This is a genomic window from Polynucleobacter sp. MWH-Spelu-300-X4 (assembly GCF_018687515.1).
GTDB lineage: Bacteria > Pseudomonadota > Gammaproteobacteria > Burkholderiales > Burkholderiaceae > Polynucleobacter.
The window spans coordinates 1358284-1374491 of sequence record NZ_CP061294.1; the positions used below are offsets into that span (position 1 = coordinate 1358284).

Below are 16208 nucleotides of genomic sequence, written 5' to 3' on the forward strand. Positions count from 1 at the left end.
CTTTTTATTTAACTTCTTCAGGCCAATATAAACGCATAGGGTTATCAACTAACAACTTTTTCTGAGCTTCAGCAGTTGTTGCAATATGAGGAATCCAATCGACTAACAAGCCATCATCTGGCATATGGTTCTTCAAATTAGGGTGCGGCCAATCAGTACCCCAAATAACACGATCCGGGAATTGCTCGACTAAATGCTTAGCGAATGGCACCACATCTTGATAAGCATTTTGTTCGCCATTCAAAGCAGGTTTGCCATTGACAGACAATCTTTCTGGGCAAGTTACTTTTGACCAAATATTTGGGTACTCACGCATTAACTTTACAAATAACTGAAACTCAGGACCATCTACTGGCTTAGTTACATCAGGACGGCCCATATGATCCACCACAACTGTCGTTGGCAACGCTGTGAAGAAATCCCATAATTCCGGCAAATCAACTGCTTCAAAATAAATCACAATATGCCAGCCCAACGGCGCAATACGTGCGGCAATTTCCATGAGCTCATCTTTAGGCGTGAAATCCACTAAACGTTTAACAAAGTTAAAGCGCACACCACGCACACCTGAGTCGTGTAACTCTTGCAACTCAGCATCAGAAATAGAACGCTTAATCGTAGCGATACCACGAGCTTTACCATTGCTATTCACTAGCGCATCGACCATGGCGCGGTTATCAGACCCGTGACAAGTTGCTTGCACCACCACATTTCTAGAAAAACCAAGATGGTCTCTTAATGCGTATAACTGGTGTTTGCTAGCGTCACATGGCGTGTATTTACGCTCTGGCGCATAAGGAAACTCTTCCCCGGGGCCAAACACATGGCAATGCGCATCTATGGCGCCAGCAGGTAATTTAAATCTTGGCTTAGTTGGGCCGCTATACCAATCCAACCAACCAGGAGTTTTTTCAAATTTCATATCACTAATACCTTAGTCAATATATTTAAGACCAGCTTTTTCAAGGCCTTCACGCATCTTGTACATATCAAGACCTAAAACACCTTGCGCTAACTTTTCTCTTTTTTCAGCTTCGTTATTTTCACGAGCTTCAGCAGCATCAGCCACTTGCTGAGCTACAGCAGCAGGAACCACTACAACACCATCATCATCGGCAATTACTACATCACCAGGGTTCACTTGCGCGCCAGCGCATACCACTGGAATATTTACTGAACCAATTGTTGCTTTAATCGTACCTTTTGCACTAATCGCTTTACTAAATACTGGAAATTGCATTTGCGTTAAATCTTTAACATCGCGCACACCGCCATCAATAATCAAACCCTTGGCACCTCGAGCGCGGAATGATGTTGCTAATAAATCACCAAAATAACCATCTGTGCAATCCGCTGTCACAGCAGCCACAACCACATCACCAGGTTGAACTTGTTCAGCCGCCACATGCATCATCCAGTTATCGCCAGGATGCAACAACACGGTTACCGCTGTGCCGCAAGTATGAGCACCTGCATAAACTGGGCGCATATAAGGTTTCATCAAACCAACACGACCCATCGCTTCATGAATCGTTGCCACACCAAAGCGTGACAACTTCTCAACAGCAGCGCGATCGGCTCGAACAATATTGCGCTTCACAATTCCTAAGTTATTCATCTGCAATCCCGTATTAATAATTAAAGATTTTTGGCTTTAAGTGATGCATCCAAACGAGGGAAAATCTTTCTAGCATTGCCCTCATAAATTTTCTTACGATCAGCATCAGTCAAAATAGTGGATGACTCGATATAACGCTTCGTATCGTCATAATAGAAACCTGTTTCAGGATCAATACCACGAACTGCACCAATCATTTCTGAAGCAAACAAAATGTTATCTACTGGAATAACTTTCGTTAACAAATCAATACCTGGCTGGTGATAAACACAAGTATCAAAATAGATATTGTTTAACAAATGTTCACTCAATAAAGGCTTCTTCAGCTCTTGCGCCAAACCACGGAAACGTCCCCAGTGGTAAGGAACTGCGCCACCCCCATGAGGAATTAAGAACTTCAAGGTTGGGAAGTCTTTAAATAAATCTGAAGTTAAGCACTGCATGAATGCTGTTGTATCCGCATTCAAATAATGCGCACCTGTTGTGTGGAAACAGCTATTGCAGCTTGTGCTCACGTGAATCATGGCAGGAATTTCATATTCCACCATCTTCTCGTAAATGGGATACCAATGCTTATCCGATAATGGCGGCTCTTTCCAATGACCACCTGATGGATCAGGATTTAAGTTGATGCCAACAAATCCGTACTCTTTAATACATTTCTCAAGTTCTGGAATTGATGTTTTTGGGTCAACTCCTGGAGACTGCGGCAACATCGCTGCGCCAATAAAATTATCTGGAAATAAATTAGCGACGCGGTAGCAAAGCTCATTACAGATAGCGGCCCACGTTGAAGAAACATTGAAGTCACCAATATGGTGAGCCATAAAGCTGGCACGTGGAGAAAAAATTGTTAAATCACTGCCACGCTCTTTCATCTTAGCCAATTGGTTTTTCTCAATTGACTCACGCAATTCATCATCGCTGATATTCAACTCGCTGACCTTTGGTCCTAACTCAGGTGTATTTAAGTTAGCGATCTGGCGATTGCGCCAATCTTCCAATGCCTTAGGTGCAGTTGTATAGTGACCGTGACAATCAATAATCATTTAAAACTCCTCCAGTAATTCCATTTCAAGCCATTTTGACACCTAGTAATAGGCATTTTGGGCTTTTTTACATAGGAAGATTGTGTGCTTATTAGCGAGTTTAAGAAAGGTAAGATACCGACTAGCAGATATATCAATTTGATATATATAATTGACGGGTATTTAAATAATAAAAGTCAAAATTATGGATTTAAAACAGCTGGAATACTTCGTACGGGTCGCTGAACTGGGAAGCTTTACCAAGGCATCCATTGTTTTAAATATTGCCCAACCAGCCCTAAGCCGCCAAATTAGGCTTTTAGAGCTAGAATTTAGGCAAAATTTGCTCATCCGTAATGGCCGAGGTGTTACCACCACCGAAGCTGGGAAAGTCTTACTAGAACACGGCCGAGGCATCTTGCACCAAGTGGTTCGAGCCAAAGAAGACCTTAATATGGTCAGAAGCACCCCATCCGGTCGGGTGGCTCTAGGATTACCCCCTAGCATGACCAAGGTATTAACTGTCCCTCTCACCAAAGCCTTCCGATCCGAACTCCCTGATGCCCATCTATCAATTTCCGAGGGCCTATCTATTTCCATGCAAGAGTGGCTACTAACCGGTCGTCTAGATATTGCACTTTTATATAACCCCAACTATTCAGCAGAGTTAGAGACCACCCCCCTACTAGAGGAAGATCTTTACTTTATTGAGAAGAAAAAAGACAACACACCATCTAAAGCTATTTCATTAGACGAAATAGCGAACTATCCGCTTGTGATGCCCGTTAGACCTAACGCTTTAAGAATGTTAGTTGAAACTCAATTAAGCCAAGTGGGCAAAAAAGCCAACATTGTTCTTGAGATTGATGGCGTGAATGCTATTTTGGACCTAATTGAAGAAGGCGCTGGTTACGGTGTACTACCGAAATATGCCATTAAGGCATCAGGTAAAGCGCTCTCATTCAAAATGAGACCCATTACAAATCTCACGGGCAAGTTAGTCATTGCCACAGCCGCCAACCGTGCAAGCACCTTAACGCAACACAAAACTATCCAGATGGTGCAAACAATTGTTAAAAAGATAATGGGTGATGGAGCTTAATTAATTTTGCTCAACCACCCATTAGCTATACCAGCTATAACGTATCGATAAATATATTTAGCTGTTTAATAAATCCAATGTGTATTTTCTAACCAAACGCGCCTTCTTCTCAGGGGTATCGCAACCCCAACGCGGCGCCAAAGGAATCTCCACGCTGATAGGTAAATCAGGTCTTACTTTGGACAATAACTCTTTAAGCGGGAAATCACCCTCACCTGGTGGCAAACGATCTTCTCGCGCTTGTCGCAGAATCTCATCCATGCTATCGGGCGTAGGCATTGGCGCATCCGCAAACTGGATATAACCCATTTTTGCTGCATGGCTTGCCTGTATCTGGCTTACTTCACCACCGGCTCTAAAGAAATGAATCGGGTCAATCAGCACAGCACCCATGGTGCTAGATGCTTCATCAACAAACTTCACACCATCGAGATAGCTCTTAACATCCGTCCATGGCATTGGCTCCATATGAGGTTTAATGCCTAAGGCATGCGAAACCTCACAAAGCTCCAACCAATTGTCGGTCATCCTTGACCAATCGGAGTCATTGCCTGCCACCAACATATTCGTTGCGCCCAACTCAGCACCCAACTCAATAAATGGCAAATATTCTTTGATGTTGGTGTCAGGTTTTAATCGAAATATCTCAATGTCAAACACCTTCATCCCTGTTGAGCTCACCAAACTTTTAACTTTGGCGCGACGAGCCGCATCAGTGATCAAAGAATAATGTAACTCCGTTGGGGTGGCCGGAATTAACCGCAAACCCACCCCATCATAGCCACATGTTTCAGCACATAAAATCTGCTCATCGGGACTTAACTCGAGAACAGTTAACGCTGCTAAAGATAGTGGATGCATATGAATTAACGCAATGGTGAAAATGGTGCTGGCAACCAAATACCAGACTGCATATGTGTCAAGTTAGCTGGACCGCCTACTGGAGGCCATACACCATCCGCAACTGCTTTGGCACGGGCAGCATTACGCTCATCCAATGTTTTGTACGGCCAGATGTTCATAAATTTTGGCGCACGATTATCTAAAGAGTACATCGCTCCTACCAAGTGAGATACCTTAGCTCTGTTAGGAACCGCTTTCTCCCAAGCATCAATTGTTGCTTGTACGGCGCCCAACTTAATGCCGTAATAACGAATCTCGTAATACTTACCAAATTCGCCAGTTGTAATGTCTTCTGGTAAGCATGGGAACATTTGATAGTGATCAATCGCGAAATCAGTAATGAAGTCTTGGCAACCCAAATGAGCATCTTCCAAATTGATAGTTTTAGATGCCGCCATAGCAGCATTACCATCCGCATGTTTCGTCAACACCATCACTTGGTTCAAAGTACCGATATCGCAAAACCAGCAACCTTGCATTTCGCCATACTTACCTGTTGCAAAGCTCTTCTGAATGCCTTCATAAACAGAATTTAACGCACCCATTTTGATGGTTAAAGTAATTGTTTGGTAAATCGCCATCTAACTATTTCCTTTAAAAAAATTAAGACTCGGCCACCCAAAAGGTGATCCGAGCCTAAGCACTACATCATGAATACTACTTACTTGGTGTGTAAGTTACCACCCAAGAATAAACGTTCAATATTAGGGTCCGCTAACAATTCTGAAGCAGGCTTATGTAAAACCATTTGACCCATCTCCAATGCGATTGCATCATCAGAAACACCCAAAGCAGTTTTAACGTTTTGCTCAACCATCATCACTGTGGTTCCCTGATCAGCCAATTTACGCAATAAGCGGAAAACGTCTTGAACCAATTTTGGTGACAAACCAATCGATGGCTCGTCAATCAAAATAACTTTTGGACGTAACAACAAAGCGCGGCCGATTTCTAATTGCTTTTGCTCACCGCCAGACAAAGTAGATGCCTGTGAGTGCAAACGCTCTTTAACACGCGGGAAAAACTCCAAAACTTCTGGAATACGCTCACGCGTTGTTTTCATGCCCAATGTAATACCGCCCAACTCAAGGTTTTGGTACACAGTTAATGAACCAAATAAGTTACGGCCTTGTGGCACAAACGCTACGCCATTTTGCAACAATGTATTTGCATCGCAACCAGTAATGTCTTGGCCATCCAAATGAATAGAACCTTCACGTGGCTTTAACATACCGAATAGGGTTTTAAGAACAGTTGACTTACCTGCACCGTTAGGCCCAATCAATAAAGTAATAGAACCCTTACGGATCTTCAAGCTAAGGTTATTCAGAATCATCAAATCCTTATAACCTGCAACTACATTTTTAAATTCAATTGCCGGAGTTTGATTGTCTGACATGATTAGCTTCCCAAATATGCTTCAAGTACTTCTTTGTTTGCACGAATTTCAGCTGGCAAACCTTCTGCCAAAACCTTACCCTCAACCATCACAACGATGCGATGACAAAGATCCATCACAAAGTCCATGTTGTGTTCAATCACCACAAAGCTACCGCCCTGTTTTCTGTTCATTTCTTTAAGCAAGCTGCTTAAACCAGAAACCAAGCTAGGGTTCACACCAGCGCATGGCTCGTCTAACAACACCAAGCTTGGCTTAGACATAAACGCCATAGCGATATCAACGAGCTTTTGCTGACCATAACTTAATGAACCTGCTGGCAAGTTAGCCACGTGACCCAAACGGAATGTCTCGATCAAGTCGTCAGCGCGCTGACCCATATCGCAATCAGGTGATTTAAATAAACGCTTCATCATTGAATCAACGTGTTCTTGACCGGCCACGATTAAGTTATCGCGCACCGTCATCTTGCCGAACACTTGCAAAGTCTGGAAAGTACGACCCACACCTTTTTTATTCAACAACATTGGGTTCAAGTTAGTAATATCTTCACCTTTAAACAACACCTTACCTGAATCAGGTTCAATCTGACCAAGCATGCTGTTAAATAAAGTCGTCTTACCTGAACCATTTGGTCCGATAACACCAAGAATCTCACCTTCTCTCACTTCAAGAGAAACACCACCTACGGCTTGAATAGCGCCATATGATTTTTTAAGATCAACAACTTCTAATACTTTATTTGTCATCTTGATTACCTCGCCTGGGCAGCTGCTTTTTCTTTCGCAGCTTTTCTTTGATTAATAATTTCCGGCAAAGATAACAATCCGTTAGGCAATTTCACCATCAACAAAATCACAATCAAGCCAAAGAACAACATGTACCAACCTTCGGCAAATCTCAACCACTCAGGGAAGAGAACACCAATGATGCCACCCAAGATTGGACCCCAGAAGTAACCACTACCACCCAACACCACCATCAAGTACAACAAAATAGATGTTTGGCTATTAAATTGAGTCGGTTCAATGTATTGCACTAATGGAGCCAACAAACAACCAGCGACTCCAGCAATGGCTGAACCTGTCGCGAATGCCAACAAGGTGTAACGCTGAATATTCACACCCACGCTTTCCGCGCGAATTTGGTTATCACGTAGTGCTGTAAATGCCTTACCCCAAGGTGAACGTACCAAGAAATAAGTCAGCAACCCAACTGTCACCACAATAAACAGAATGAAGTAGTAGAACTCTAAGTTACCCGCCAATGAGTAGCCAAACAATGACGGTCTAGCAATATTGTTGATACCGAAAGTACCGCCTGTGTAATGCTCTTCGTTACGGAAAATTAGCGCAACCACTTCATTGAAGCCAATTGTCGCAAATGCCAAATAGTGCATCTGTACGCGTAAAGCTGGATAACCAATGATCCAACCGATGGCAAAACAAGCAATAACCGCAATAGGAGCTGCTACCCAGAAATCAATACCAGTCTTCATCATCATGGCAACGATATAAGCAGCAATACCCATAAACGCCGCATGACCCAATGATTTAAGACCTGCATAACCAAGAATCAAATTCAAGCCAATCGTTGCTAGAACAAAGATTAACCAGTAGCTCATTAAGTAAACGCCATAGTTCTTCAAGAACAGTGGCAAAACCAACATCACAAAGGATGCAATCGCAAAAAGCGACATCATGAAGGGAAGTTTTGTTTTCATTCTCATCGCCTTAAACCTTTCTTTGCTCTGCTTTACCCAATAAACCATTTGGTTTAATGAGGATGATCACCAAGAAGAGTACTAAAGCAACTGCTTCCTTGTACTCCGCAGAAATATAAGCACCAGCAAGGTTTTCGCAAATACCCACAATCAAGCCACCCAACATCGCGCCACGGCTACTATTAAAGCCACCGATAATCGCTGCCAAGAAAGCTTTCATACCCAAGCTAACACCCATATCAAACTTAGCTAAGTAAGCTGGTGTTACCAATAACGCTGCTGTTGTTGCCAATACGGCATTAATAGCAAACGTATAGAAAATCATCTTATTAACATTGATACCTAAAACAGTTGCGCTATCTGTATTTTGAGCAACCGCTTGCATTGCGCGGCCAGTCACTGTTTTGCTCAAGAAGAGGTTCAAAACAAAAATGATGACCCATGCTAAGAAAATCGTGCCAAGTTCCATATAAGAAACTGTTACGCCACCAAACTGGAAAAGATCCCCACCAAAAATTTGCGGGAATGGTTGAGCTTGCGCACCAAAACCAATACGGATACCGTTCTTTGCTACAAGAGACAAACCAATCGTAGCCACAATCACAGGCATGATGCCGTGACGAATCAGCGGATCAACCACTGCTCGTTTGAAAAAATATCCCAAAATAACTGTCGCTGCTATCAACGACAACAAGTAGCTTGCCCACAATGGCAAACCTAAACCTAAACCGGCTAGCATCAAGAAGGCTGAAACCATAACAAATTCACCGGTGGCAAAGTTAATTGTCCCCGACGCTTGCCATAGCAATGTAAAGCCAAGTGCAGCTAACGCGTAAATAGTACCGGTTGCAATGCCCGACACTAATAGTTGTATGAAATCTGTCATGATTAACTTCTTTTTTAAATCAAAAAATCATTTAAGAAAAAAGGGGCCACCCCAAATACGAGATGGCCCTTTTCTTGGATATTACTTCTTAGAAGTAAACGCTGGTTGGAACGTTTGAATAACTTCTTGTTTACCGTTCTTAACTTGAACGAAATAGCTCTCACGATCCAAGTCGCCTTTGTCATCAAAAGCGATGTCTAACAACACGCCTGGCTGATCTTTAGCCAAAATCTTGATACCGTGCATTGCCTTAGCAACTTCTTTACGATCAAATTTACCTACTTTTTCAATCGCAGCCTTCAACACATAAACGCCTGTGTAACCTTTAATAGCGTTATGGTCAGGTACGAAGCCATATTCTTTTTGGAATTTAGCTTTGTAAGCACGAATGTTTGCGTTTGGAGCATCAGCTGTCAAACCAACGTGAGCAATAGCACCGTTAGCAGCATCACCAGCCAAGTCAATAACTTTTTGACCTGTCAAAGTTGTTTCACCGATCAAAGGCTTGTTGAAACCTTGCTTCTTGAACTCTTTCAATGCACGAGCAGATTCTTCTTCTGTTACGTAGATGAATACTGCATCAGCATTACTTTGCTTAGCTTTCAATACAGCTGAAGAGAAGTCTACTTGAGCTTGCTCTGTAGAAATATCAGCAACTACTTTTGTAGATGTACCTTCGATAGCCTTCATGAATACATCACGGCCACCTTTACCGAAGTCGTTATTTTGATAAATAACAGCAACAGTTTTAGCTTTAATTGTGTTGTTAATGTACTTAACAACTTTTGGAATCGCATCAGCTTGTGTAAAGCTTGTGCGGAAAACGTATGGGTTACCTTGTTTAGTAATCGCAGCAGCCTCACCACCTGTGAAGTTAGGAACTTCAGCACGTTGTGATTCAGACATACTTACCATGATTGAACCAGAGAATACTGGGCCAAAAATTGCGAAAACGTCTTGGTCAATCACTTTTTGTGTCAAACCCTTAGCAATACCTGGGTTAGATTGTGTATCCAAAGTAGTCATGTCGATCTTACGACCCAAGATACCTTTACCAGCATTGATTTCTTTAACAGCCAAGTCAACACCATTTCTGAATGTTGTACCAGCTGTAGTACCAGCACCAGATAACTCAACAAGGCTTGCTAACTTAACAGTTTGCTGAGCTGATACGCCAGTAGCTGCAACAGCCAAAGCTACTGCGCCAATTAACTTGCGAATATTCATTAAAGTCTCCATCTTGCTACGAGTCTTATAAGCCCCAAGACCCACGAGGTATTACTAATTTCTGTAGATGTATTGTCTGCTTGAGATGTGAAGTAAATAAGTAGGGATAGACACTAACAGCTATAACAAAATGTTATAGAAAACCCATAAATTTCAAAAAAAATATGGCTCACACTACTATGCACTTCACCTTTATTAAGACAATTAATCTATATAAAACAAATAGATAAAACTGAAATATCTATCAATTTACCTATCTTTTTGAAGTCTAACATGCCCCAAAATCTCGAGACTCGATACCCCTCAGGGAACTAAGGACTTTCCCTAATTAGGCCTTAGGTAAAGGTAGATAACGTCTTAGGGCTTTTTCCATCACCCACTTAGCAGAATCCATAGCTCTCTTTGTTACAACACCAGGAGGTAACTGCTGATAGTCATCATTAAAAACTTCAAAGCTGTATTTGCCGTCGTAACCCAAGTTATCCAACTTACGCACCAAAGCCAACAAATCTTCACTATGAGCACCCTCACCTGGGAACACTCTCATATGACGCGCTGTTTCAATACGCTCTTCAGGAGTTCTGGTTTCGCGCCACATAAAGTCAGATAACTGCACAAAGAAAATCTTTTCCGGATCGATGTAATCCAAATCCGATAAATCTGATGAATGCGCAAATATGTGGAATGAATCCAATCCCACACCTAAGTTAGGTGCATCTGCTAACGCCACCACATCCCATGATTGAGGGTATTGGTTCACATAGCGTCCCCAAGATAAAGCCTCATAAGCAACACGAATATTCAGCGGTACTGCCAACATGGCTAGGCGCTTTAAATCTTCAGCGATCAACTCAATATCACCATCAGCATGCTTAGATGTACTAGAGCAAACTAATAACAATTGAGATCCCACGTCATGGCACATTTGCAACATGTGCTTGGCAATTTCTAATTTGTAACCTTTTAGATCACCACTCAAGCCCTCGAAGTCTCTCAAAACCTGAAAACCTGTTACATCCAAACCGCTGTCTTTGACTGCCTTAACAGCCACATCATAGCCATCTGGATGCCCTGCGATATCTCTAGCGGACAACATGATTTCCGTAAAGCCGGCTTTCTTAACAGCCGCCAATTTAGCCTCTAGCGTTCCCGCAAGAGTAATTGTGTCCATGCCGAAGTGATTCAAATTCATAGTAAACCTTACTTCAACTTAGCGCTGTTATTAACCAACTCAAACTGCACACCACCCAAATAAGATTGAGTCAGCGCCCCTTTAGATGTGGTGTGTAACTTTTCATTATCAATAAAGTTAATGCCGCGCTCAGTGAGCGCTTTGCTAGTAGCCAAGATATCAGGCGCGCCAATACCTAAGCGAAGGTATTCCTCATCCCATTCGATATCACTGACCTGAGGTTCAATAATTTGAATATGGAATGTTTTGCAAGGACTTTGCAAAATAGTGCCTTTTTGCAAAATGCCAAAAAACTTGTCTGCTGGTAATTCTGTAAAACCTAATAGTTTTGTGTAGAAGTTGCTCCAGTCAGCAGTACGACCTTCATACGCTGTTTGCACCAAACCGAAGAAACTCATATCACCAATAGCTGGCGTATTTTTCGCATTAGGTACTTTGATGAAATCCACGTCATAGATAGAAAAGTCTTTGTATCTATCCACAAAATAAATCACGCTTTGGCCAACACCATGAATACCTGGAACATTCAGCTCCATCGCACTAGCTCTTGTGGCAATCGGCCAACCACCCATGCCTACAGCGCGTTGGTGAGCAAAATGAGCGTCTTTCACTCTAAAAGCAAGCGCATTAATAATAGGGCTTTCCGCGAATGTGCTGTCTTCAGCAATGCCATCCATATCAGAATTAACAATCACATTCATATGGCCCTGCTGATAAAGCAATACTTCTCGTGAGCGATGGCGAGCAGCCAAACTAAATCCCATTTTTTCTAGCAAAAGACAAAATTGCTGAGGATGCTTCGTAGCAAACTCAATAAACTCAATTCCATCAATACCCAAGACATTGCTTGGGTCTGGCAACATTTCATTCACGCTCATAAAGTCTCACTCATTGGGTTTTTAATTAGCGATAGCTTAACGCTTCAGCCCTATTAAATAAATAAATACTTCATAAATATATTCGCTTATTGAACAAATTGCCCGATTAACGCACAATTTAGTTAATTAATGATTGCCGCCTACAAAGAATCTAGCGAGAACTATATGGAACAAACATCAGAAATCGTGATTGATGCAAAAGACAGAATCTTGGGCTTGCATAAGGGCTTAGGGATCATCGAAAGCTTCGATGAAAACAACCCCAAGATGACGATTGCCGATGCCGCCAGATTAAACGACCTGACACGCTCAGCGGTTAGAAGGCATTTGCTAACACTCACAGAATTAGGCTATGTTGAAACAGATGGCAAATATTATTGGCTCAGCACCAAGGTTTTAAATTTTGCCAATGCTTACCTAACATCTTCACGCCTACCTCGCGTCTTAACGCCTTTCCTACAACGCATCACCATGAATATCGGTGAAACAGCACAAGCCTCCGTTTTAGAAAAAAATGAGGTGGTCTATATTGCCAAAAACTCTCCGCCCAAGATTATTAATGCGGGGTGGGCCGTGGGACGGCGCATGAATCCATTCTTAGTAACACCGGGCTTAGTTATGCTGGCCAATATTCCTGAAGATAAATTCAAGAAATTACTGGATCAATATAAGCCACAACCATTTACGCCATTTACGATGGTGAATAAAAAAGATATTGAGAAATTCATCATTGATATCAGAACCAAAGGTTACGGCATCACTAGCCAACAGTATGAATTAGGTGTGATTGGAGCAGCAGTTCCTCTGCGCGATAGAAAAGGTCAGCTGCTAGGAGCAATTAGCGTCACTGCGCCAACATCCCGCACCACACCAGATCAAATGAGAGAGGCTGCTGTACCAGCACTCTTAGACTGCGCGCAAATTATTCGAGAGATTATTTAATGAGCATTTCAATTTGGCGATAATAGCTTTGCAATGAAAATAACAGTAGAAATCGATGATGATTTATATCAAAAGGCTTTAGATGTGGCGGACCCATCTATAGATAAAGCGAATCTATTTCAAGAAGCCCTTAAAACATTCATTCGCATTAAGGCCTCTAAGCGCCTAGCGACCTTGGGAGCATCTAGCCCAAAAATCAACGACATGAAACGCTCTAGAATCATGGACCACAATCAATGAGTCAAAAAATCAAAGCAGCAGCCATTATTTTTGATTGCGATGGCACATTGGTGGATAGCGAGACTTTATCGACACGCCTGATTGTGGAGATGCTCAAGGAGCGGGATAACAATCCTAGCTATGAAGATATTTTTAATATATTTCGTGGCGAGAAATTTGCTATTTTTTTAGATAAAGTAGCCCTGCAATATAAGAACGTTAATCCAACAACATTTATTCCCGAGTACCGGGAGCGCTCCAACCATCTGCTAGCAACCGAGCTAGTTGAAATCAATGGAGCCAAGAATCTTTTAGAAAAAATAACGCACGATAAATGTATCGCCTCGAATGGCCCACGCTACAAAATAGAAACCTCCCTCAAAGCAACTTCACTATTGCCATTTTTCGAGAATCGCATTGTGAGCGCCTATGAAGTTGACTCTTGGAAACCAGCCCCTGGCATCGTCACGCATGCAGCTCAAGTAATGGGACAGACCGCAGAAAATTGCTTATTTATAGATGACAGCCTAGCTGGAATAGAAGCCGGTATCGCTGCGGGCGCTCAGGTAGTAGCCTTTAGGATTCCGCAAGAGAAATTAAATACTTATAACTACCCCATCAAAAGAATTGATGAACTAGCAGAAGTCTTAGATTTAATTTATTAGGAAATCAGGCTGACAAGTTTTGGGCTTGGCAGGAAGCAATGAGCCACTGATTAGTTTTCTTGACCAACATCCAAGTAAACAAACCATTTCTTGATGAAATAACTTCCTCTGACTCGTTAAGGTTTTCAACTGTCCAGTGGATATGAGCTAACACCACGCCCGGCGCAGTATTTTCACAAGCAACCTGGGTATTTTTCCATCTTGTGAAACGCAGTTGCTCTTTATGCAATTCAGCATGTACTTTTAGTATCTCTTTACTGCCATGCCAATGATCATCACGCACACTGATCCAATGAGCATCTTTTGCAATGTAATCTTTAACCAAAGAAAAGTCATGCTGATTCCAAGCCTGTTCCCAAGCGGAGGCTATGACTACAACAGAGCTTTGAATATTTTTCATCGAACCAGTATTTAGATAGATGCTTTTCTGGTTACAGTATAGGTGTAAAAAACTACGGCATATAAGGTGGAAAACCCTATATGCCGTATTTAACAAGCGTTTAATATGGAAATTACATCATAAAAACTAATGCCCCATTAAACAGCTGCCTTTTTTAGAATCGCGAAAAGCTGATCTTTAATTAATAACTTTTCTTTTTTTAGATTTTCAATCTCAGCAGGAGCTCCAGGCTCAGCATGGGTTTCCATATTTTTAATCTTCTGGTCTAAGTCATTGTGCTTATCAAAAAGATGTACAAAATGACGATCTGTTGTTTTTAGTTTAGTAATTAAGTCTCTATGCTCTGGAAACACGGCGCTCTCCTCTTGGTTCGTTAGTATTGTTTACAGTCTATACAAATTAACTCGCAACCACTTTGACATAGATTAATCTTTATTAATTGTCCAAAACTTCTGCATCTCCACAAATAAGAATGAGGCGGACCAAGTTACGAGAATCAAACCAGTTAAAGCCTCTACTCCCGTTAGATAACGCATATAACCATTGGCAATCAAGTCACCATAACCCACTGTTGTGAATGTCACAAATGATAAATAAACCGCATCCAATAACTGGCCATGACTAGTAACGTCCCCGACCAAGTTGCCCATCCCCTCAATTTGAAGTGTGGCGTAGTAACCAAAAGCAAAGATCCAAATCTCTATAACATGTGTCATAAAAATGGCACATACACCAATTAAAACTCTAAATCTTGGAGCCACGTGATGTAGTCGAGGCAATATTTTGGCGAGGTAATAAAGCACCTCGTAGTGAATCACAATGGTCGTTAAAACAAGCATTGTGTTTAATAGGAAAGCAATTAATAAATTCATCAATGTTTATTAAAGTAATTAGTTAAACGTATTTTTTCTATTATCCGCTCAGATTGAGGTCTCAATAGTTTCTTTAAGTAATTCTGTGTATTTTTTCTATAAACATAAGCAACACCCAAGAGAGCCACACCCAGAACCAAACCCAATGTAGCAAATAGTTCCCCTAAAGACTTTTTAAAGATAAATCCAATAGCTGTCGGCACAACAAATGCCATAGTTAAAAAGCTAACATCCAATATAACAATCAATACCTCAAAGAAGGTATAGATAAATAAGCAGATAGCAGTTAGTAGGGTTTTTCTCATTGTTTGTTTAAATTTAGCTCACGTTTTCATCATAGTCCAGATAGGATTTAAGTGGCGTATATTCCATTACTGTCATTCCATTGTCGTCATCCCAATACCGCATAATGGAGTTAATTAGAAAAATCCTAAATTTGCCACCCTCCAAATTAAGTTGAGCTATGCCAAAAACCATCATTTTCGATACAGAAGCCACAGACATCAAAGAGCCAGTTTTAATTGAAGCGGCCTGGCTAGAAGTAATAGGTATTCAACCTTTAACGATTGGCGAACAATTTGTGCAGCGCTACAACCCAGGTAAAGCAATTAGTCTTGGCGCGTTAGCCACTCATCATATTTTGGATGAAGAGTTAACAGACTGCCCTCCTGCCAGCAGCTTCCAGTTACCGAGTGATACTGAATATCTCATTGGACACAATGTGGATTTTGATTGGCAGGTATTAGGAAAACCCAACATCAAGCGCATTTGCACCTTGGCTCTAGCAAGAAGCGTGTGGCCCGCCTTAGATAGCCATAATCAAAGCGCATTACTGTATTACTTGGATAGAAAGAATGCTCGCGAGCAACTACGTAACGCGCACTCAGCACTTGCTGACGTAGGTATTTGCGCAAAAATACTAGAAGCCATTTGTGTCCAACTAAATATCACAACAGCCGAGTCTTTATGGATGGCGAGCGAGAAAGCTCGTATGCCGACCCATATGCCTTTTGGCAAACATAAAGGTGTGGCACTGAATGAAGTACCAAGTGACTATAAATCTTGGTTATTGGGTCAACCTGACATTGACCCTTATTTAAGAAAAGCCTTAGAGGTTTAAGATTACTTTTTAAAAGACGCAGCTTAAGCAAAAA

At 41.7% G+C, this 16208-nt stretch carries 21 protein-coding genes; 5 read left to right on the top strand and 16 right to left on the bottom strand.

The features are described 5' to 3' along the window. Positions 1–4: 4 nt before the first annotated feature. From ICV01_RS07110 to ICV01_RS07120, 3 genes are read right to left on the bottom strand one after another with little or no spacing between them, the layout of a single operon-like run. Positions 5–922 (bottom strand): amidohydrolase family protein, encoded by a 918-nt coding sequence (locus ICV01_RS07110; protein WP_215286955.1) that lies wholly within the window; start codon positions 920–922, stop codon positions 5–7. A 12-nt stretch (positions 923–934) separates the two neighbouring features. Further along, positions 935–1618 (bottom strand): 4-carboxy-4-hydroxy-2-oxoadipate aldolase/oxaloacetate decarboxylase, encoded by a 684-nt coding sequence (gene ligK / locus ICV01_RS07115; RefSeq protein ID WP_215286957.1) that lies wholly within the window; start codon positions 1616–1618, stop codon positions 935–937. Positions 1619–1638: 20 nt separating this feature from the next. Beyond that, positions 1639–2667 carry an amidohydrolase family protein gene (locus tag ICV01_RS07120; protein WP_215286959.1) on the bottom strand — a complete coding sequence of 343 codons (1029 nt, stop codon included), beginning with the start codon at positions 2665–2667 and terminating at the stop codon, positions 1639–1641. A gap of 184 nt (positions 2668–2851) precedes the next feature. Between ICV01_RS07120 and ICV01_RS07125 the strand changes: the two genes are divergently transcribed. Then, complete coding sequence (locus ICV01_RS07125; protein WP_215286961.1) at positions 2852–3748, top strand: LysR substrate-binding domain-containing protein; 897 nt, start codon at positions 2852–2854, stop codon at positions 3746–3748. 57 nt (positions 3749–3805) lie between these two features. Here ICV01_RS07125 and ICV01_RS07130 read toward each other — a convergent pair whose 3' ends face one another. The 9 genes from ICV01_RS07130 to ICV01_RS07170 all read right to left on the bottom strand — a co-directional run bounded on the left by ICV01_RS07130 (position 3806) and on the right by ICV01_RS07170 (position 11956). Continuing rightward, positions 3806–4609, bottom strand: coding sequence for a sugar phosphate isomerase/epimerase (locus ICV01_RS07130; RefSeq protein WP_215286963.1), 804 nt, complete (start codon positions 4607–4609; stop codon positions 3806–3808). A gap of 5 nt (positions 4610–4614) precedes the next feature. Continuing rightward, entirely contained in the window at positions 4615–5232 is a 618-nt protein-coding gene (locus ICV01_RS07135; protein ID WP_215286965.1) for an NIPSNAP family protein, read from the bottom strand. 80 nt (positions 5233–5312) lie between these two features. Then, positions 5313–6050 carry an ABC transporter ATP-binding protein gene (locus ICV01_RS07140; RefSeq protein ID WP_215286967.1) on the bottom strand — a complete coding sequence of 246 codons (738 nt, stop codon included), beginning with the start codon at positions 6048–6050 and terminating at the stop codon, positions 5313–5315. A gap of 2 nt (positions 6051–6052) precedes the next feature. Then, on the bottom strand, positions 6053–6799 hold the full coding sequence (locus ICV01_RS07145) for an ABC transporter ATP-binding protein (protein ID WP_215286969.1): 747 nt from the start codon (positions 6797–6799) through the stop codon (positions 6053–6055). 5 nt (positions 6800–6804) lie between these two features. Beyond that, positions 6805–7773, bottom strand: coding sequence for a branched-chain amino acid ABC transporter permease (locus ICV01_RS07150; RefSeq protein ID WP_215286971.1), 969 nt, complete (start codon positions 7771–7773; stop codon positions 6805–6807). A 10-nt stretch (positions 7774–7783) separates the two neighbouring features. After that, positions 7784–8659, bottom strand: coding sequence for a branched-chain amino acid ABC transporter permease (locus ICV01_RS07155; RefSeq protein ID WP_215286973.1), 876 nt, complete (start codon positions 8657–8659; stop codon positions 7784–7786). Positions 8660–8740: 81 nt separating this feature from the next. Beyond that, positions 8741–9886, bottom strand: coding sequence for an ABC transporter substrate-binding protein (locus ICV01_RS07160; protein ID WP_215286975.1), 1146 nt, complete (start codon positions 9884–9886; stop codon positions 8741–8743). 328 nt (positions 9887–10214) lie between these two features. After that, positions 10215–11078 carry a sugar phosphate isomerase/epimerase gene (locus tag ICV01_RS07165; protein ID WP_215286976.1) on the bottom strand — a complete coding sequence of 288 codons (864 nt, stop codon included), beginning with the start codon at positions 11076–11078 and terminating at the stop codon, positions 10215–10217. 8 nt (positions 11079–11086) lie between these two features. After that, the gene (locus ICV01_RS07170; RefSeq protein WP_215286978.1) at positions 11087–11956 is read right to left on the bottom strand and encodes a 4-hydroxyphenylpyruvate dioxygenase; all 870 of its coding nucleotides are present in this window, start codon (positions 11954–11956) and stop codon (positions 11087–11089) included. Between the two features lie 129 nt (positions 11957–12085). Here ICV01_RS07170 and ICV01_RS07175 point away from each other — a divergent pair, with 129 nt between their 5' ends. The 3 genes from ICV01_RS07175 to ICV01_RS07185 are packed head-to-tail and all read left to right on the top strand — an operon-like array spanning position 12086 to position 13782. Continuing rightward, complete coding sequence (locus ICV01_RS07175; RefSeq protein ID WP_215286980.1) at positions 12086–12898, top strand: IclR family transcriptional regulator C-terminal domain-containing protein; 813 nt, start codon at positions 12086–12088, stop codon at positions 12896–12898. A 33-nt stretch (positions 12899–12931) separates the two neighbouring features. Beyond that, the gene (locus tag ICV01_RS07180) at positions 12932–13138 is read left to right on the top strand and encodes a type II toxin-antitoxin system VapB family antitoxin (RefSeq protein WP_215286982.1); all 207 of its coding nucleotides are present in this window, start codon (positions 12932–12934) and stop codon (positions 13136–13138) included. Next, positions 13135–13782, top strand: coding sequence for an HAD-IA family hydrolase (locus ICV01_RS07185; protein ID WP_215286984.1), 648 nt, complete (start codon positions 13135–13137; stop codon positions 13780–13782). The genes ICV01_RS07180 and ICV01_RS07185 overlap by 4 nt, the downstream gene beginning before the upstream one ends. 4 nt (positions 13783–13786) lie before the next feature. Here the strand turns inward: ICV01_RS07185 and ICV01_RS07190 are convergent, their stop codons facing one another. From ICV01_RS07190 to ICV01_RS07205, 4 genes are all read right to left on the bottom strand, one after another. Continuing rightward, a complete protein-coding gene (locus ICV01_RS07190) occupies positions 13787–14182 on the bottom strand; it encodes an SgcJ/EcaC family oxidoreductase (RefSeq protein WP_215286986.1) in 396 nt (131 codons plus the stop codon). Between the two features lie 137 nt (positions 14183–14319). After that, a complete protein-coding gene (locus tag ICV01_RS07195) occupies positions 14320–14535 on the bottom strand; it encodes a YdcH family protein (RefSeq protein ID WP_215286988.1) in 216 nt (71 codons plus the stop codon). A gap of 72 nt (positions 14536–14607) precedes the next feature. Then, the gene (locus ICV01_RS07200; RefSeq protein WP_215286990.1) at positions 14608–15054 is read right to left on the bottom strand and encodes a potassium channel family protein; all 447 of its coding nucleotides are present in this window, start codon (positions 15052–15054) and stop codon (positions 14608–14610) included. Further along, positions 15054–15359, bottom strand: a complete 306-nt coding sequence (locus ICV01_RS07205) for a hypothetical protein (RefSeq protein ID WP_215286992.1) — start codon at positions 15357–15359, stop codon at positions 15054–15056. The genes ICV01_RS07200 and ICV01_RS07205 overlap by 1 nt, the downstream gene beginning before the upstream one ends. A 158-nt stretch (positions 15360–15517) precedes the next feature. Between ICV01_RS07205 and ICV01_RS07210 the strand changes: the two genes are divergently transcribed. Next, positions 15518–16174: a 3'-5' exonuclease gene (locus ICV01_RS07210; protein ID WP_215286994.1), complete on the top strand. Its 657-nt coding sequence runs from the start codon at positions 15518–15520 to the stop codon at positions 16172–16174. Positions 16175–16208 lie beyond the last annotated feature (34 nt).

What these genes read in the sequence shown, in the direction of transcription:
- ICV01_RS07110 (WP_215286955.1), bottom strand. Translation starts at nt 922, where the DNA reads ATGAAATTTGAAAAAACTCCTGGTTGGTTGGATTGGTATAGCGGCCCA.
- ligK (WP_215286957.1), bottom strand. Translation starts at nt 1,618, where the DNA reads ATGAATAACTTAGGAATTGTGAAGCGCAATATTGTTCGAGCCGATCGC.
- ICV01_RS07120 (WP_215286959.1), bottom strand. Translation starts at nt 2,667, where the DNA reads ATGATTATTGATTGTCACGGTCACTATACAACTGCACCTAAGGCATTG.
- ICV01_RS07125 (WP_215286961.1), top strand. Translation starts at nt 2,852, where the DNA reads ATGGATTTAAAACAGCTGGAATACTTCGTACGGGTCGCTGAACTGGGA.
- ICV01_RS07130 (WP_215286963.1), bottom strand. Translation starts at nt 4,609, where the DNA reads ATGCATCCACTATCTTTAGCAGCGTTAACTGTTCTCGAGTTAAGTCCC.
- ICV01_RS07135 (WP_215286965.1), bottom strand. Translation starts at nt 5,232, where the DNA reads ATGGCGATTTACCAAACAATTACTTTAACCATCAAAATGGGTGCGTTA.
- ICV01_RS07140 (WP_215286967.1), bottom strand. Translation starts at nt 6,050, where the DNA reads ATGTCAGACAATCAAACTCCGGCAATTGAATTTAAAAATGTAGTTGCA.
- ICV01_RS07145 (WP_215286969.1), bottom strand. Translation starts at nt 6,799, where the DNA reads ATGACAAATAAAGTATTAGAAGTTGTTGATCTTAAAAAATCATATGGC.
- ICV01_RS07150 (WP_215286971.1), bottom strand. Translation starts at nt 7,773, where the DNA reads ATGAAAACAAAACTTCCCTTCATGATGTCGCTTTTTGCGATTGCATCC.
- ICV01_RS07155 (WP_215286973.1), bottom strand. Translation starts at nt 8,659, where the DNA reads ATGACAGATTTCATACAACTATTAGTGTCGGGCATTGCAACCGGTACT.
- ICV01_RS07160 (WP_215286975.1), bottom strand. Translation starts at nt 9,886, where the DNA reads ATGAATATTCGCAAGTTAATTGGCGCAGTAGCTTTGGCTGTTGCAGCT.
- ICV01_RS07165 (WP_215286976.1), bottom strand. Translation starts at nt 11,078, where the DNA reads ATGAATTTGAATCACTTCGGCATGGACACAATTACTCTTGCGGGAACG.
- ICV01_RS07170 (WP_215286978.1), bottom strand. Translation starts at nt 11,956, where the DNA reads ATGAGCGTGAATGAAATGTTGCCAGACCCAAGCAATGTCTTGGGTATT.
- ICV01_RS07175 (WP_215286980.1), top strand. Translation starts at nt 12,086, where the DNA reads ATGATTGCCGCCTACAAAGAATCTAGCGAGAACTATATGGAACAAACA.
- ICV01_RS07180 (WP_215286982.1), top strand. Translation starts at nt 12,932, where the DNA reads ATGAAAATAACAGTAGAAATCGATGATGATTTATATCAAAAGGCTTTA.
- ICV01_RS07185 (WP_215286984.1), top strand. Translation starts at nt 13,135, where the DNA reads ATGAGTCAAAAAATCAAAGCAGCAGCCATTATTTTTGATTGCGATGGC.
- ICV01_RS07190 (WP_215286986.1), bottom strand. Translation starts at nt 14,182, where the DNA reads ATGAAAAATATTCAAAGCTCTGTTGTAGTCATAGCCTCCGCTTGGGAA.
- ICV01_RS07200 (WP_215286990.1), bottom strand. Translation starts at nt 15,054, where the DNA reads ATGAATTTATTAATTGCTTTCCTATTAAACACAATGCTTGTTTTAACG.
- ICV01_RS07205 (WP_215286992.1), bottom strand. Translation starts at nt 15,359, where the DNA reads ATGAGAAAAACCCTACTAACTGCTATCTGCTTATTTATCTATACCTTC.
- ICV01_RS07210 (WP_215286994.1), top strand. Translation starts at nt 15,518, where the DNA reads ATGCCAAAAACCATCATTTTCGATACAGAAGCCACAGACATCAAAGAG.